Consider the following 13,703-nt stretch of genomic DNA (forward strand, 5'->3'; position numbering starts at 1 on the left):
GAATCAGATTACTTTCTGTTGCCAAAATCATAAAAAGCCAACAATGCACGACCCTTTACTGTTTCAGTTCAACCCCAGAGTTGAGTACTTTAATCTTAAGCCATTCGTCATACATACGAGATTCAAAGCGGCGTGCAATCCGGCCCCTTGCCTTATGCAAGAAATCTCGATTTGCCGTAACGTTATATTCATACATTTGCTTGTCGTTCATTGATTTAATAACCAAATCACTCAACCTAATCAACCCCAGGTCAGAAATATCACTTGGCGACCAGTTTTTAAAAAAATCAACCAAATTGCACTCACCAGCCTTAATGATTTTGACCTCTCCTCCACAATACTGCTTTCGGTAATATTCCCACTCGATCCGGTCATTGATTCTGTTACTCCAAAGAGACGATTCACATGCGCTTTTCCATACTTTTTCACTCGGCATCGCTACTCATACTGATATTCTACACCACATCATAATCAATTTCGAAAAGTGCAAAAGTTTTTAAATACGAGGATATTATGAAAGGTCGTTCTTAATCCTCATAGCCCTTAATTCACGCATTCTAACTCACACCAACGCGATATTTAAACAAGACGTACAATTCCTGTTGACTTGCTACATGAAAACGCACCATTTTTCATTTTAAGGTCCACACCAACAGCTTCAATATTTCAGTAGCTTGCAATCACACATGGATCGGACTCATTCAAAAGCACCTGCATCTTGGGTACTTCCTGCTTCGATCGCCTTTGCAGGACTTTGCATCTTCGGAGCAGGATTAGTAATCCACGAACCTCTGGAAAAAATCGCTACTCGTCAAAGTCACTCCATCATCATCGAAAACACAACCACTGAGCCCCTGGTCATCGCGCCAAACAGGCCTTGATGAGGGATTGAGCTCTTGCTTTGGTCAGGGTGAAACTCAGCAAAGCAAAACACACCATTCCTCTAAGAGCACTTGAACTAAAAAGCAAGGAAGCCCCCCTGCTTCAAGCGCTCACTCCCGCCTGAGCTCAACAGCCTCAGGTGTATCCGTTTCTGCTTGAGGTGAATCCTTGATGTCTGAAAACTCTTTCTGGGAGAGGAGCACTGTGGCGATTACAACGCCGACGATCCCCAGGAGGGCGAGAAAAACTTTCATTGCCAATACTCTGCTGAATCAGTTCTGGCCTCCCTTGAGGCTCAGGTCTATGGGTGAGTGACGAATTTCTCCATCAACGCTTCAATGGATACATCCGGACTGGTTGCCAGAAGCAATGTCAATCCTGAATCTCATGAGTCGTCAGAACGGCCATAGATAAGGGAGCACGACAAAGACCTACACAAAACCCAAGGTTTCGCAGAACACAGTATAAATACTCATCACCATTCATAATCAACTGCATCCACGGGTAACACACCACCCATCTGAGAATGATCGCGTTTCTGGCCTTGTTCTGGGCATTCGTGCTCGCGGTTTATTTCCGCTTCCGGGATGATGAAATGAATCCAGACAGCTGATGCTGATTGCCGTAGCACTACTACTGCTCCTCTCTTTCTGCCTGTCAGATATTGAGAGATAACGATCAGGTTGTTTCTTGATCATAAATCAATGGCTTACCCATATTCTCAATCAGCAATCAACAAATAGCCTACGTTCAAGGCCGCCAAATTGTTTAGAAGAAAGACCAAACCAAAACAAGAATCGCATTCATCAGACGTGATCGCCAGAATCAAAAGAATCGATTCATCAAGCTATGGCGAAGGGCTACTGGCTCGCGACAGGCCACATTAACGATCCCAGAGGTTTCATGGCTTATGCAGCCGCAGCCGAAGCATATCTCCAGAAGTGTGGAGCAAAAATGTTTATCCGGGACGCTCACACTGATGTGAGAGAAGGTAACCCTGGGCACCTGACTGTTTTGGTGGAATTTCCGAGCGTTGAGGCAGCTAAAACCGCCTATGAGGCACCTGAATATCAGGAGATGATTCGCCTGAGAGCTCCTAACAGCGAAGCATGCTTCAGCATCCTAGAAGAAGGAGACAAGCTTGCCCACCGAGTTTCAGCATGAATCAGCACCGTGAACGAAGGAAATCAACCACGAATCGGTCTAGGTCATTTCATCCTGCTTGTTGATTCAAGTGATGCAGACTAATCGAGAACTACATGCCATCTTGAAGTTCTGATCGCGGTCTCGACAGGATGCGATTGGTCGTCTACAGCACGCCCGACACTGTCATCCTCTGCAGTGTCGGACTAGACGGTAATAGCAAATGAAATGCGTACAAGGATACTGATCCGAGCAGATCTATCCCCCTGAAACAATCACGACAACATCAACGATCGTTTTTAGATATTTTTAGCCCTGATGCATTTTTTCCTTCATCCATCGAATAATATCTTGCTCTAACCACACAACTGTCCTTGCACTGATTTGTATCTGTTTAGGAAAAGTACCTTTTTCCATATGGGTATAAATAAATGTTTTCCCAACACCAGTCATCTCAATCACCTGCGAAAGCCTGAGGAACCGAGGTGCACCAGCGTCATTGGCCAAGGCGAATGATATTCGATGTGAGCATGGAGGGACTCAGGCACTCAAGAATTGATTGCATCATGGCTTGCGTGAGCTTGCCCACCATGGGCAACAGCCCGACCCTGGCCTTGATGAGAATGCGCAATACCAAGCTTATGCAGCCTGGCATGCTCTTCAATCTGATCTGTCAACTGCACAGAACCGGCACCAAATGCGGTGTAAATCCCATACAGGAGGGTTCCCAGGACCAAAACGGCCAACGAACCAATCATTAGATATGCGGAAAGATCTTGATTTGCAAGCTCCATGAAGACCTTTTAATACTCACTGAATATTGGCCGCTCAAAAAGCTCTTGCTGTAACGATTGCTTCGCCAAACATTTACAATTGGCATAAATACAGCCCTTAAAGATTAACGCCGACAAGTTAATTCTATTGACGGATTATGGGCGAATGCAACCAGCGGCAAGGCAACAAGATGCATGCCTATGTGTGCAAATGTTAGGGCCAGAGATGCGAATGCACAGCAGCGATGCACCTGCAACATTTGTGCCTTAAAAGAAAAATAAATAGTAAAGCGTCGGATTTGTGCGGCGAACTTCTGCGAACATCTGCGAACCCTAAAAATCGTTTTTGCAGACGACGATGAGCCGCAGAGGCCTGATGGCGAATCAGCTTGCAAGTGCTTAGTCAATCTCTCGGCTTTTGGCCACAGCAGATCAACTCACGTAAGAGCCAGGATTGGTCAGATGCCAGTCAGCGTTGGGTTCCACTCAAGGCTCATCAATGCATGAACTGAAGCCGATTCAAGACGCTTTAAGCCTCACAGCAGAAGCCTATGGATCCTTGACTCCCAGAAGCTGATCGTCGATCTGTCAAAAACCAGGGCAACGTTCGCTCACAGACATGACAAGGCAGCTGAAGCTCGATGGATTATTGACGTGTTTAAAGGAGGGCTGATGGCGTTCACGCCTGATGGTCAGGGACCTAATCACATCAAAATCAGCATGGTCTGATGCTCTGACCTCTGAATGATCAAACAATGCTCAGTGACCACTCACTCACGCTCTGGCCAGCTGTACGATGAGTCTGCTTAACCGCCTTTTAACCTTCTTAAGGCCTTTGAGCGATGAGTCACTGAATGCAGGTGAAATAGATGAATCCGGACAAACAGCACCGCAAACTTGTCAGGCTCAAGATCAAAGCAGAGGAATGCCTCACGAGGGAGCAGGCTCAAAAAATCATTCGCAAAGCTGACAAAGCTCACAGGAAGCTCTCAGAAGGCCACAACAACGCAGCCTGATGTGTTGGCCCCGTTGTGATTCCTTGGTAGCGAGCTCAGAGCAACACCACTCTCGAGGCATGCGAACCGGTAGAGATGCGGGTCGACAGAAGGCTTCATCATGGTGACGATCGGTGGAAATGCCACCATCACGGCCCAATGGAAGACACCACACTGGCAATGGAGGAGCATTGGCCCGTTGAGGAGCAGCTCAAACTGGTCAATCAAGCCTGTGATCAGATCGAACAGATTCTGGATGACCTTGTGCAAAACACGGCATGTTCCAATCATGCGATTCGCGATCTGCTGAACACACTGTCAGAACAATGGTCTGACAGCGAACAGACCATGGCCTGGGGAAAGCCAGTGAACAACCAGCAACTGGAGGCCTGTTGACTGAAGCCCAGAGCCTCACAAGTTCAAGATCCTGACTCAATTCATCCGCCTTCCTGAAGCATGTGATGCAAGGGCCGGTAGTGAACCCATGCCAGGTTGTCAGTCCAATCGTCGACAGGCGCGATTGGTCGCCTAACTGCGACTCCGGCGCTTCCATCCAGTTGCAGCGCCGGACTAGGCGAGACCAGACAGTTGCAGGTTCTACTGCGACAAGTGGCGGAAAACCGCCTTGGCAGGACATCTGCAGGGCCGAAAAGGACTAATACCTAATCCTTGCAAGTGCGTGTCTTTACTCTTTCCATGGGCGACGAACCAGGGTTAGACCAGAGGAAGAACAAACGTACTTCAATGCCGATTTATCCTCCCTTGGGACCGCCCACCTCAAACGTCATCGATGCGGCTTCAGCTTTCCTGTCGATCCGCCCTGGTCAGTTCATCATCGTCAGAGAACTGACACCTACCACTGAGAGAGTTGATATCGAAAGGAACTGGTGGTTAGGGCAAGTGATTTTCTGCAAGGGATGGGGGAAACATTCAAAGCTGAACTCGCTTTTTCAGGTGGCAGACGTTGAAGACGGCGCAATTCGCTGGGTTCATCCCACCCAGGTAACCCACGTCCTGCATGGACTGGACGGGATTGGACAAGAAGGCTGGGATGGATTCGAGGATTAATCGATTCTCCACAAAAAGCTGTCAGAAAAAAAAGGAGGCCTTCCCGGCCTCCGTCTACCTATCACCAAAGGAGAAGTGCTCGACGCCTCTCCTGTCTTCAGTATGTGTATCGCATAGAACATGTGCCTGAGATCACATACTCATTGCCGAAGGGCAGCTTTCTCTGGTAATGAGCTCGCCAACTCGGCAATCGGTCTGGCCAAGACTTAAATTGTCGCTGCTTCACGATCGAGGCGTAAATCATCATGTTCAGTGGATGATTCACCGCCAGCTCTGTTAAACATTCCTGGATTGACTGGAATGGCAGCACAGTGAAAAAGGAGGTGAAAACGATCGAGCGAATCTGAGATGGTTGGGACCTAAAAAATTGGCAATCTGGGGGCATGCTCGTTTGCCGTGATGATGCCTAGCCAACCGACATAACAAACAACAAGAATAATTCTCGAGTCAAGTGGAACCCTGATCGAGAATGACCACTTTGTGCATACATCAGGCGACCGTGGCGCTAGATGGGTAGTGAAGGGTCTTATCAATCTGAAGCCCGAATTAGCCTATCAACTTGGCCAATTAATTAGCCAAGAAATTAAGAATCACGGCTTGCAACCTAACACTATCTATAAACCTAAAACTGGAGGGTTGGTTTGCGTTCAATACACAGCACTGGCACTTGTCAGTCGCTGCATATTCACTGAAAATGCAGTCTACGAACAAGGGGAAACTATTAACTTCGAAATTAAGCGAGGTTACACCGAAATCCTCAAAAATCAATCTGTTCTGATTATCGACGATATTATCAACACAGGCTTTTCAGTGCGCCTAACCTATTAATCCGTTATACAAGCAGAAGGACAACCTCTTGAGATTGCCACCTACCTAAACCGCGAATATGTTGGTGCCGGTAAGTTGGGAGTGGAGAATTTTGTTTTCCTCTACAAAATTCAATGTCAGCCTGGCCTGAAATGAAGCGTTCGCCCTACAAGCCAGCCAAGCCAGTGACTATTCAGCACGCACAAGGGGCAGAATTCAACAGACAGCGGCAAAGCTTTTAAAGCTGAAAAGCCATAAGATCATTGCGCTCCTAGAGATTCTTGGCTTGATCCACAAGGGTTGCTGAGAATTCCTGAAAAGCAACAGCTGCATCTGCAGGGCTTGAATTGTATTTTGATTCCCACTGGTCGACCAGGGCGCGCATGTCTTGCCACATATCGACCATGGCGAGTGGGTTAAATCCGGCGGGCTGAGATGAAGTATCGGGCATGGATGAGGATGGACACCGGACAGCCTCCTTCTAATTGATCAGCAGCGAAACTGCTGAACAGCTATTCCCAGCAGCAACAATCAGCGATCTCAGATCAAATCAGCTCGACTGTCCCGCGAAGAGTCATGATCAAGACAACTTCTGCCCTGATTCATGTCCAGAGCCACACAACTCTTCAAAAAGCTCGACAAGTTACTTAGCAAGCACGACACCTTTGGAGACACCCCGGAAGCATTTGTAGATGAAGTGCTACGCAAGCTTGATGGTCCAATCAAGGCCATCCATGACAAGGACAAGCCAGATCACTGGGCTGCCATCTACGTGGAACGAGACCGGGCTCGCATCAAAACAGCCGTGCTCAACAAGGTGATGGACCGCAGCCCGCAATGAAACGCAGAAAGACAGTTCCTGATCAAACTTCGGCTCTTCTGGCATCAATGATCCGGGCCAATTCCAGCATATATCCCGCAGTGCACCAGCGGCCATGGCTGCGAGCACGGTTCTCCCCGTCAGAGCGGATCTCTGCCGTTTCGGCCATCAGCAGGTCCAATTCACTCTGAGGGAGGTCATAGAGCTCCTGGAGTTCCACCTCACGACCCAGCAGATGACTGCGAAACCATTTACGCACCTGTTCCTGAAGTGGGATCTCTTGTGACATGCAACCGAAGCAGCAGAGACCATTCTGGCCACTGAACCAATGTTCAGGACTCAGCTAGCACGTTTCAAAAACTTGCTCATTGAGCTAAAGCTCGTTTGATTGATGCAGATACCAACAATGGATGACACGCGTTCTGAAGGACAACTGGCTTTCACTAGCCATTGCATCACTGTGTCTCAGTGGACTGCTATGGCTTGAGGTAATCGCCGGCTAGTACCTGGAGCACTTCCAATCACCGCTGACATAGGACAAAATCGGCCATGACAGAAATGGCTGCATGTTGCTTGCATTGCTTCTTTCAGGACCAGTCACACCTCCGATGCCACCCTTGGAAAGGCAAACGCCCGAGCAGGAGGAACAGCAAGGCCTGCAATTAGAGACCTTTCAGCTGAATATCGATCAGCGGGGATTCAATTGCTCAGCAGGGGTCTTGGGCACAGGGAACAAAGCACCTCACGCTTACAGCACGTCAAACAATACTTTCGAGAGCGAGCTACAAATTCACGCCGCTCGCTGCAAAACACGCTTCTAGAACATATCAGCTCAGAATGATGGCAAATCAGCAAAAGCAATCGACATGATGCAGTTCTATCGTTTTAACTTCAGAGTGGCTCATCCGGACCTGGCAGAGGCCTCCTACTCTTGCCTTTAGGCAACAATGATTTCAAAGAACCAATCATGTCATTGGTTCGAGAAACATAGACAAAACTCGCCATGAAAAAAACTGTTGCAATGACAAAAACAGTTGAAGTCAGTGCATCCAGCTCAAGATTTCCAAGCAACAAACCAACCATGTTCCACATCCGGAAATGACTCAACATTGCGATGAATTAACAGTACCCCCGGCCACTCCGCAGAGGCAATGCCAAGACACAAGACAGATCGCTGCGTGAAAGCGGAAACAAAAAGGATCATTTAAGTGCTTCAAGACATACAAATGACGCTGAAGAGTTATAAACTGTTCTAAAGCGAATCCGAGCAGCTCGCTTGCAAGACTCGAAATGCTGTCCAACGAGTCGATCAGCGTACAGGGCTGCTCGACTCACCCGTAACTCACGGCAGAGCCTCGCTCAACCAGCCTGCCTGCAGGAGAAGCGGATTTCCTTCGATTGTTGGCAGTTACGGTGGGTCTGACTTAAAACACGTCTCAAACAACAGCCAAGGCTCTCTATGCGTCCATCACTCCTAATCCTGCTGACTCTTCTCGTGACACCGGGTACTGCTCTAGCCCAGAAAAAAATCCCCAAAGCTCAGGGACACAATCAATGCCCCTTGGGTTACGTCAACACGCTTGGTACAACATGTGTTTCGCCGATCTATTATGAGGTTGCACCCACGAATGGAGAAGCCTGCAAGTCAGGGTGGATGAATATCGGCGCCGGCTATTGCAGGAAAAAGTGAAATCTGATCACTCATCGATCGGATTCTCAAGCCTTTGGCACAAGCAGAAGAAGATTGCTATGGGTCGACTAGAATCAATTGAGCATCAATGAGACGTTTCATCAAGACCACAATATTGGCGGTGGCAGCCTTGATTGGCATGACAGCCATGATCGCTCATGCTCAACCTCGGACAATCTCTGAATGCTCGCAGAAACTAACAGCAAGGGGATTTAATATTATCGATAAGGAGAATGATGACGGCCTATACGAATTCGAAGCAATCAAAAATAATCAGCAATGGGACATAAAAATGGATTATAAGTGCAATGTATTGCTAGAGCGGCTCGACGATTAGACGATTAGTTGACTCTCAGAGTAGCAGACAAAACCCCAAGCCGAGAACAAATCAAAATCTTTAGCTTTTACGTCAAACCCAAAGAGTGAAATAAACCTTTGCTAACAAATACAAGCATGCATATGGAAGTAAATGCAACAAGATTGATGGCTGCGATATCGAAAACAACCGGACTTCGCTCAGCCTGATCAGAGCCACTTGCAGAGAACGCTTGATTAATATCGTCCCAATAGGCAAGCACGAACCCCTTTTTGGCAGTAAGACTTCCGGAACCAGTCAAAATTTGGCTTTTACTCTGGCTGCCAATCTGCTGACGGTCGATCTTCTCAGCTTCGCGCCTAAAAGCATTTTGGAACCAGTTGACATGACTAAAAAATCCAACCGTGAACCAGAAAATAAGCGAAACACCAATCAAAGCACTCAGCATCACCATGGCTGACGGACCTTTCACCTTAACTAATTAGACATCATCTCCTTAATGCCTGCCAAGCAAGTATCATTTCAACCGAAAGCGAAAATCATTTGACGTCACTGGCGACTGGGTGAAAATTATTAACGGCCGCTTGTATCAAGCATCAGCTTTAGTCAATCAGGATTTCCCTGATGGCAACTGTGCGCGGTAATCGTCGGCAACGACATCCAGAAGCCCTAAGACGTAACGGTCACTCGCTCCGATGTCACTTTGAAGCGTTTGAAGAATCGTGCGAATATCTTCAATCGCAACATTGATTTGATTATCAAGCTGTGGCTGGCTGGGCTGCCATTCCTCAGTGAAGGACGTTGAGGAGGCAATTTTCAGGTTGATCGAATCCTGGGGCTTCGGAGGCATGGATCCTCGCCGTGGAGCCTGAGAATTCCGTGCTTGGTACGCCATGTGGATCTCTTTTTTTCAAGCTTTTCATCGCAATGCCAAGAAGACTGTCAAATAGCCAACCAACGAAGCATTCAAAGACGACGCAGCAACGCGAAAGGATCAGCAGGGCCATAACAGGGACAAGCCCTACCAGAGCTGCGAGCTAAATGGAAGACTCTTCTGATTAAGAGCCGCGCTTGCGCCCCAAAACTTTTCTCGTGACAACACCATCTTCTTTCTGATAAAGAACAAGGCGGTTATCTTCCAATGTATTCAAGCTCAGGATGCCTTTGGAACGATATTGACGATTAAAAGGAACCACCCATGAGGTACCCATAGCCATGACATAGATCAATTCTTGTTGATCAGCGCTAATGCAAAAGCGCACTTTCGCATCTTTATACACACCAACATCACTGACATATGGAGCCTTAAAATAGTCGCAACCTTGAGCACGTTGAAATTCGTCTTTGATATTGGCTAATGCAAAGCTGTTGAAACTGAGACCGAGCAACGCCAAAACCCCAATCCCAGGGATGCACTTCATAATCAATCACTCATACCTTGAACAACAGCAGCAGCATGGCGCCTCACAGCTTCGATGCAAGCGGTACCCAGCCACATACACCCGAAATGATCACCCTAAACAGCGCAACGCAGCAGAGGCCAGCTAGTGCAATCGCTACTTGAGCTTGATCTGATCAATACATCCTGTTCTGAGCATGGCAGTAATTTTTCGCCATCACAGAGACAAGCCTTGTCAAAACGCCACTGCGGAGAATCTGAAGATGCAAAGCTTCGGTTCACTGATCCAGTGTTTTTGCAACATGCTGAGGCCAGAGTTGGGCCATGGTGGGAGGCACGCATTCGCATGCTAATGAAGCAGGATTGCACTGAAGAAGCCGGTGCCCTGTTCAGAGAATTTGAGACTCCTGAGAAGGGTTTCTAATCTCTGCTGCTAAGCCCTTGCTGAAACACGCAGCAAGATCCGGGGGTATTAACAACTGGAACAAACAGAACGCAACGGCTTGCCCTGATGAAAAGTCAACTTGATGATGCCTCCATTAGAAAAGGTGCTTGATGAGCAAATACCTCATTTGAGCTTTTGGGAAATTGATTTTTAAATAAAAAAAGACCAGTCTTTCTGATGATTGGATCATGTGGTGAGCCTTTGAGAAAGCGGGTAATACAAGTATTAGCTGAACCTTATTTTTTTCATTTCGCCTGCAATATGCGTCTCGCGCACTAGTAAAGCCAATATTCTCAAAATGCTTTAAGTTTCACGCCCAATTAACAATACAAACCGATAACGCCATCACTCAAGCCTCGACCTAAAGGTACTAGACTTTCTCATGCTTTAAACACAATGATGCCAGACGAAACAAAAGATGCAAGACCTATTTCTGAAGAACACAAACCAAATAGGGCTCTAACCTACACAGAAATGATGAATGAAGGAAGGCAGAACATCTCAGCTAGCAATCATCCGCAGGGAGAAAATCTGCAAAAACGAGTGGAGGAGCTTGAGAGAAAAGTGGAGCACCTTCAGAAAATTATCCAACGCCAGCTTCGCCTCGATCGAATGGTTAAATAGTCAAGTAGCAACGTCAATGATCTACGAGACAGCTAACATCTTAAGAACACGTTATTATAATCAAGGATTAAAAACCGTATCTAGACAGAGAATAAAAGCAACTCTAAAAGTAGTTAGAGCAACTACGACTTTGCAGAGCGCATATCCAAACTCAAGCAATCAAGGCTGTCGTAGGTTTCAACACCAGTGACCGGATTAACTCCAGCGGCTCTGGAGCACATCGCCTCACGTTGAGGATCATCGATAATCGCTCCCGAGAAGTCAGCTCCATCAATGGTCGTTGCCATAAAGAAACTCTTGGTCAGCACAGAATCTCTAAAATTCACATTAGTGAGATTGGCCTCTTCGAAGTGAGTTGCATAAGCAATACTTCCTTCTAGATTTGCTCCCTCAAGATCTGCACGCTTCAGAGTCGCAACACTAAACAATGCACCTCTCAGATCAAGTCCAGACAGGTCATAGTTAGACAAATCGTATTTAACAAATTCCTTGGTAATTGGCTTTCCATCCTCATCTCGTTCGTAAAAAGGATATTTTTCTTTAAAGGCCTCTGTTGCCTGATCACTTCCCTGAAGACTTCGGTCAAGACCGATATCTGGAAGACCACCACCACTTGGGTAAATCGCCAATGCTTTTGATGGCAGCATCAGCAATGCGCAGAATAAAATCGCAAGGAATGGTCGAAATAACTGCCTGCCAAAACGATTAAGCGATTTCATCAAGCACTCCTTTTATTCAAAAACCTACGGCAAGCAAGTGCAGCACTCTGACAACATGACCCACCCAGGCGAAACAAATCGAGCAGTGGCAAGAGCTAAATCTCACTGCCTTGAATCTCATTGATTGCCCGAGCAGGTCCAAGATGAATAATCAAATTCCATGCGCGAAGTATGGTTATACAAGAGTTCTCTACCAACATTGGAAGATCAAACTCAAGCACTTCTTGCAGAACTTATTCGACAAGCACTAATCAGAATTCACAGCGGCGAAGCAGGTGCGGACTCAGCACTTTATAGGGCTATCTACACTCTTCAAGAGCAAAATATAATCGAAAATATTGCTGCCACTCTTCAATAAAGCTTTAACGGCATAGCGACAAACGAAAGCACACCAACAAACAAACTTGCAACGAAAGCTGCCGCATACCTAACCACCAAGCGACAGAATCACCCCATCAAATAAATGTAACCTGAAACCAAATACATAGAAAACCAAATCAATGCCGAAAAATAAACTGCGGCAAAGACAACTTCTTCAATAAATTCAAATGAATCCATTTGGTCAGTAAAGCGTTGCTCTACGGATAAACTGCATCGCTGCGAGCGCTCCCAAAAAGAACACTGTTGGAATGCCTAATGCATTCACGGCCAAAGTCCTGACTGTAAAGACAGGGTAGCCTCCATCTTTTCTCTTGAAAGGAGCCAAAGGGCTATCGATCCATTCTTTACGATTCTGAATCGATGGCACTCCAAAGAACTGCTTCCCCCAAACAATAATTTCCCATCGAGTCAGCCAGAATGCCGTGCTGACAACTGAGAAAGCTATTGGAGAGGCCACCAAAAGGATCTTGTAATTGAACACAACAACAACCTCATTTCAAACAGTTTAGAAGGAGGCATTCTCCTCCAAGTATTGATTGATGCACTATTTCGGCCTCAATGCTGCACTTGCATCGACTCATTTTTATCAATCAAATTGATAGCAGCAATGTGACTTTTTCAGAAAAGCAAGCGTCATTTGCCCTTCGAGGTCGATCCAATTTGATCGGCCCGCCTTTATTTCATCGACATCGCCAATTCTGATGCCTCAGCAAGCAACATAAAATTACGTATCGACCCATGATTTTACGCACCTCTGGCGCAGATGTTTCAAATCAATAAGTGTGTACAGCGAAGCGATTCGACCATCCTGAAGAAAAGTATTAGTTGATTGACAAGCATGAGAATTTAGCCATCACGCTTAATAATCTTGCTCACTCAGCAAGACACCGATTTGGAACAGACCTGAAAAAACAGTCCTAATCCCTCTCCAGACCGACACATTCAGGCCATGCCTACCTTGACTGAACAAAAACAGACGTTCCGCCTGAGAACAGCATGGACAACACACTGGTGTGTGGCCCTCTGACGGGGCCGGCGACGGTGGTGCTGGCCCATGGGGCCGGAGCCGGTATCGACAGCCCTTTCATGAACGAGATGGCTAAGGGCCTTGCGGAGAAGGGATGGCAGGTCATCCGCTTCGAATTTCCCTATATGACCCAGCGACGCATCACTGGCCGCAAAACACCACCGAACAGAGCAGAGGTCCTGTTGAAGTGTTATGTCGAACAAGTTCAGTCTTTAGTCGCCAATCAACCGCTGATCATCGGAGGCAAATCCATGGGAGGGAGGATCGCCAGCCTGCTTTCCGATGAGTTGTGGAGCGAAAACAAGATTTTGGGATGCATCTGTCTTGGCTATCCATTTCATCCCCTAGGCAAACCAGAGACATTACGAGTGGAGTATTTACAGAATCTGCAGACACCGACTCTTGTTGTTCAGGGAGAGCGTGATGCGATGGGCAGCAGGGAGGAAGTGAAAAACTATGAGCTCTCCGAGCGGTTAAAGCTTGCCTGGATTCCAGATGGTGACCACAGTTTCAAGCCACGAAAACGGTCAGGGCTTAGTGAAGAGCAGAACTTGAAACTAGCTGTGGAACGCATGCATGACTTTTTAAACAAACTGATGGATCCGGATTGACAA

At 47.0% G+C, this 13,703-nt stretch carries 22 protein-coding genes; 9 read left to right on the forward strand and 13 right to left on the reverse strand.

Annotated features, from left to right (window positions below):
- Positions 1-55: 55 nt before the first annotated feature.
- Complete coding sequence (locus DXY31_RS15275; protein WP_114994574.1) at positions 56-436, reverse strand: hypothetical protein; 381 nt, start codon at positions 434-436, stop codon at positions 56-58.
- 556 nt (positions 437-992) lie between these two features.
- Positions 993-1,136, reverse strand: a complete 144-nt coding sequence (locus tag DXY31_RS17180; protein WP_170953736.1) for a hypothetical protein — start codon at positions 1,134-1,136, stop codon at positions 993-995.
- A 595-nt stretch (positions 1,137-1,731) separates the two neighbouring features.
- Between DXY31_RS17180 and DXY31_RS15280 the strand changes: the two genes are divergently transcribed.
- Positions 1,732-2,046, forward strand: a complete 315-nt coding sequence (locus DXY31_RS15280; RefSeq protein WP_114994575.1) for a DUF1330 domain-containing protein — start codon at positions 1,732-1,734, stop codon at positions 2,044-2,046.
- 288 nt (positions 2,047-2,334) lie between these two features.
- On the opposite strand, the gene DXY31_RS15285 is transcribed toward DXY31_RS15280, so the two are convergent.
- The 3 genes from DXY31_RS15285 to DXY31_RS17185 all read right to left on the reverse strand — a co-directional run bounded on the left by DXY31_RS15285 (position 2,335) and on the right by DXY31_RS17185 (position 3,943).
- Positions 2,335-2,532: an AlpA family transcriptional regulator gene (locus DXY31_RS15285; protein ID WP_114994576.1), complete on the reverse strand. Its 198-nt coding sequence runs from the start codon at positions 2,530-2,532 to the stop codon at positions 2,335-2,337.
- 41 nt (positions 2,533-2,573) lie between these two features.
- Positions 2,574-2,819 (reverse strand): photosystem II reaction center protein PsbN, encoded by a 246-nt coding sequence (gene psbN, locus DXY31_RS15290; protein ID WP_114994577.1) that lies wholly within the window; start codon positions 2,817-2,819, stop codon positions 2,574-2,576.
- Between the two features lie 968 nt (positions 2,820-3,787).
- The gene (locus DXY31_RS17185; protein ID WP_170953737.1) at positions 3,788-3,943 is read right to left on the reverse strand and encodes a hypothetical protein; all 156 of its coding nucleotides are present in this window, start codon (positions 3,941-3,943) and stop codon (positions 3,788-3,790) included.
- A gap of 9 nt (positions 3,944-3,952) precedes the next feature.
- On the opposite strand from DXY31_RS17185, the gene DXY31_RS15295 reads away from it, so the two are divergent.
- From DXY31_RS15295 to DXY31_RS15305, 3 genes are all read left to right on the forward strand, one after another.
- Positions 3,953-4,189 carry a hypothetical protein gene (locus DXY31_RS15295; protein WP_114994578.1) on the forward strand — a complete coding sequence of 79 codons (237 nt, stop codon included), beginning with the start codon at positions 3,953-3,955 and terminating at the stop codon, positions 4,187-4,189.
- A gap of 300 nt (positions 4,190-4,489) precedes the next feature.
- The gene (locus DXY31_RS15300) at positions 4,490-4,861 is read left to right on the forward strand and encodes a DUF3104 domain-containing protein (RefSeq protein WP_244279861.1); all 372 of its coding nucleotides are present in this window, start codon (positions 4,490-4,492) and stop codon (positions 4,859-4,861) included.
- Between the two features lie 480 nt (positions 4,862-5,341).
- Complete coding sequence (locus tag DXY31_RS15305) at positions 5,342-5,689, forward strand: phosphoribosyltransferase family protein (RefSeq protein ID WP_170953738.1); 348 nt, start codon at positions 5,342-5,344, stop codon at positions 5,687-5,689.
- 250 nt (positions 5,690-5,939) lie between these two features.
- Here DXY31_RS15305 and DXY31_RS16595 read toward each other — a convergent pair whose 3' ends face one another.
- The gene (locus DXY31_RS16595; protein WP_137025023.1) at positions 5,940-6,119 is read right to left on the reverse strand and encodes a hypothetical protein; all 180 of its coding nucleotides are present in this window, start codon (positions 6,117-6,119) and stop codon (positions 5,940-5,942) included.
- A 153-nt stretch (positions 6,120-6,272) separates the two neighbouring features.
- Here DXY31_RS16595 and DXY31_RS15310 point away from each other — a divergent pair, with 153 nt between their 5' ends.
- Positions 6,273-6,509 carry a hypothetical protein gene (locus DXY31_RS15310; protein WP_114994581.1) on the forward strand — a complete coding sequence of 79 codons (237 nt, stop codon included), beginning with the start codon at positions 6,273-6,275 and terminating at the stop codon, positions 6,507-6,509.
- Positions 6,510-6,531: 22 nt separating this feature from the next.
- On the opposite strand, the gene DXY31_RS15315 is transcribed toward DXY31_RS15310, so the two are convergent.
- The gene (locus tag DXY31_RS15315) at positions 6,532-6,777 is read right to left on the reverse strand and encodes a hypothetical protein (RefSeq protein WP_114994582.1); all 246 of its coding nucleotides are present in this window, start codon (positions 6,775-6,777) and stop codon (positions 6,532-6,534) included.
- Positions 6,778-7,379: 602 nt separating this feature from the next.
- Positions 7,380-7,571, reverse strand: coding sequence for a hypothetical protein (locus tag DXY31_RS15325; protein ID WP_137025024.1), 192 nt, complete (start codon positions 7,569-7,571; stop codon positions 7,380-7,382).
- 376 nt (positions 7,572-7,947) lie between these two features.
- Between DXY31_RS15325 and DXY31_RS17640 the strand changes: the two genes are divergently transcribed.
- Positions 7,948-8,178, forward strand: a complete 231-nt coding sequence (locus tag DXY31_RS17640) for a hypothetical protein (RefSeq protein ID WP_114994585.1) — start codon at positions 7,948-7,950, stop codon at positions 8,176-8,178.
- Between the two features lie 88 nt (positions 8,179-8,266).
- Positions 8,267-8,515, forward strand: a complete 249-nt coding sequence (locus DXY31_RS15335; RefSeq protein ID WP_114994586.1) for a PepSY domain-containing protein — start codon at positions 8,267-8,269, stop codon at positions 8,513-8,515.
- A gap of 67 nt (positions 8,516-8,582) precedes the next feature.
- Here DXY31_RS15335 and DXY31_RS15340 read toward each other — a convergent pair whose 3' ends face one another.
- The 3 genes from DXY31_RS15340 to DXY31_RS15350 all read right to left on the reverse strand — a co-directional run bounded on the left by DXY31_RS15340 (position 8,583) and on the right by DXY31_RS15350 (position 9,915).
- Positions 8,583-8,948 (reverse strand): hypothetical protein, encoded by a 366-nt coding sequence (locus DXY31_RS15340; RefSeq protein WP_114994587.1) that lies wholly within the window; start codon positions 8,946-8,948, stop codon positions 8,583-8,585.
- A gap of 156 nt (positions 8,949-9,104) precedes the next feature.
- Positions 9,105-9,344, reverse strand: coding sequence for a hypothetical protein (locus tag DXY31_RS15345; protein ID WP_114994588.1), 240 nt, complete (start codon positions 9,342-9,344; stop codon positions 9,105-9,107).
- Between the two features lie 208 nt (positions 9,345-9,552).
- A complete protein-coding gene (locus DXY31_RS15350; RefSeq protein WP_114994589.1) occupies positions 9,553-9,915 on the reverse strand; it encodes a hypothetical protein in 363 nt (120 codons plus the stop codon).
- Between the two features lie 822 nt (positions 9,916-10,737).
- On the opposite strand from DXY31_RS15350, the gene DXY31_RS15360 reads away from it, so the two are divergent.
- Entirely contained in the window at positions 10,738-10,962 is a 225-nt protein-coding gene (locus DXY31_RS15360) for a hypothetical protein (RefSeq protein ID WP_114994738.1), read from the forward strand.
- A gap of 122 nt (positions 10,963-11,084) precedes the next feature.
- Here the strand turns inward: DXY31_RS15360 and DXY31_RS15365 are convergent, their stop codons facing one another.
- Together DXY31_RS15365 and psbF are read right to left on the reverse strand one after the other, a co-directional pair.
- Complete coding sequence (locus DXY31_RS15365; RefSeq protein ID WP_114994591.1) at positions 11,085-11,681, reverse strand: pentapeptide repeat-containing protein; 597 nt, start codon at positions 11,679-11,681, stop codon at positions 11,085-11,087.
- 562 nt (positions 11,682-12,243) lie between these two features.
- Entirely contained in the window at positions 12,244-12,387 is a 144-nt protein-coding gene (psbF, locus tag DXY31_RS15375) for a cytochrome b559 subunit beta (protein ID WP_066910550.1), read from the reverse strand.
- Positions 12,388-13,058: 671 nt separating this feature from the next.
- Here psbF and DXY31_RS15380 point away from each other — a divergent pair.
- On the forward strand, positions 13,059-13,700 hold the full coding sequence (locus DXY31_RS15380; protein ID WP_114994593.1) for an alpha/beta fold hydrolase: 642 nt from the start codon (positions 13,059-13,061) through the stop codon (positions 13,698-13,700).
- The last annotated feature ends 3 nt before the right edge of the window (positions 13,701-13,703 follow it).

Origin of the sequence: Synechococcus sp. UW179A (assembly GCF_900473965.1) — a bacterium.
Taxonomy (GTDB): Bacteria; Cyanobacteriota; Cyanobacteriia; order PCC-6307; family Cyanobiaceae; genus Synechococcus_C.

Bases quoted from the DNA above. Each gene is read 5' to 3' on its own strand.
- DXY31_RS15360 (WP_114994738.1), top strand. From the start codon at position 10,738: ATGCCAGACGAAACAAAAGATGCAAGACCTATTTCTGAAGAACACAAA.
- DXY31_RS15335 (WP_114994586.1), top strand. From the start codon at position 8,267: ATGAGACGTTTCATCAAGACCACAATATTGGCGGTGGCAGCCTTGATT.
- DXY31_RS15280 (WP_114994575.1), top strand. From the start codon at position 1,732: ATGGCGAAGGGCTACTGGCTCGCGACAGGCCACATTAACGATCCCAGA.
- DXY31_RS15365 (WP_114994591.1), bottom strand. From the start codon at position 11,681: ATGAAATCGCTTAATCGTTTTGGCAGGCAGTTATTTCGACCATTCCTT.
- DXY31_RS15325 (WP_137025024.1), bottom strand. From the start codon at position 7,571: ATGGTTGGTTTGTTGCTTGGAAATCTTGAGCTGGATGCACTGACTTCA.
- DXY31_RS15380 (WP_114994593.1), top strand. From the start codon at position 13,059: ATGGACAACACACTGGTGTGTGGCCCTCTGACGGGGCCGGCGACGGTG.
- DXY31_RS15340 (WP_114994587.1), bottom strand. From the start codon at position 8,948: ATGGTGATGCTGAGTGCTTTGATTGGTGTTTCGCTTATTTTCTGGTTC.
- DXY31_RS15350 (WP_114994589.1), bottom strand. From the start codon at position 9,915: ATGAAGTGCATCCCTGGGATTGGGGTTTTGGCGTTGCTCGGTCTCAGT.
- DXY31_RS17640 (WP_114994585.1), top strand. From the start codon at position 7,948: ATGCGTCCATCACTCCTAATCCTGCTGACTCTTCTCGTGACACCGGGT.
- DXY31_RS15345 (WP_114994588.1), bottom strand. From the start codon at position 9,344: ATGCCTCCGAAGCCCCAGGATTCGATCAACCTGAAAATTGCCTCCTCA.
- DXY31_RS15300 (WP_244279861.1), top strand. From the start codon at position 4,490: ATGGGCGACGAACCAGGGTTAGACCAGAGGAAGAACAAACGTACTTCA.
- DXY31_RS15310 (WP_114994581.1), top strand. From the start codon at position 6,273: ATGTCCAGAGCCACACAACTCTTCAAAAAGCTCGACAAGTTACTTAGC.
- DXY31_RS17185 (WP_170953737.1), bottom strand. From the start codon at position 3,943: ATGGTGGCATTTCCACCGATCGTCACCATGATGAAGCCTTCTGTCGAC.
- DXY31_RS17180 (WP_170953736.1), bottom strand. From the start codon at position 1,136: ATGAAAGTTTTTCTCGCCCTCCTGGGGATCGTCGGCGTTGTAATCGCC.
- psbN (WP_114994577.1), bottom strand. From the start codon at position 2,819: ATGGAGCTTGCAAATCAAGATCTTTCCGCATATCTAATGATTGGTTCG.
- DXY31_RS15275 (WP_114994574.1), bottom strand. From the start codon at position 436: ATGCCGAGTGAAAAAGTATGGAAAAGCGCATGTGAATCGTCTCTTTGG.
- DXY31_RS15295 (WP_114994578.1), top strand. From the start codon at position 3,953: ATGGAAGACACCACACTGGCAATGGAGGAGCATTGGCCCGTTGAGGAG.
- DXY31_RS16595 (WP_137025023.1), bottom strand. From the start codon at position 6,119: ATGCCCGATACTTCATCTCAGCCCGCCGGATTTAACCCACTCGCCATG.
- DXY31_RS15315 (WP_114994582.1), bottom strand. From the start codon at position 6,777: ATGTCACAAGAGATCCCACTTCAGGAACAGGTGCGTAAATGGTTTCGC.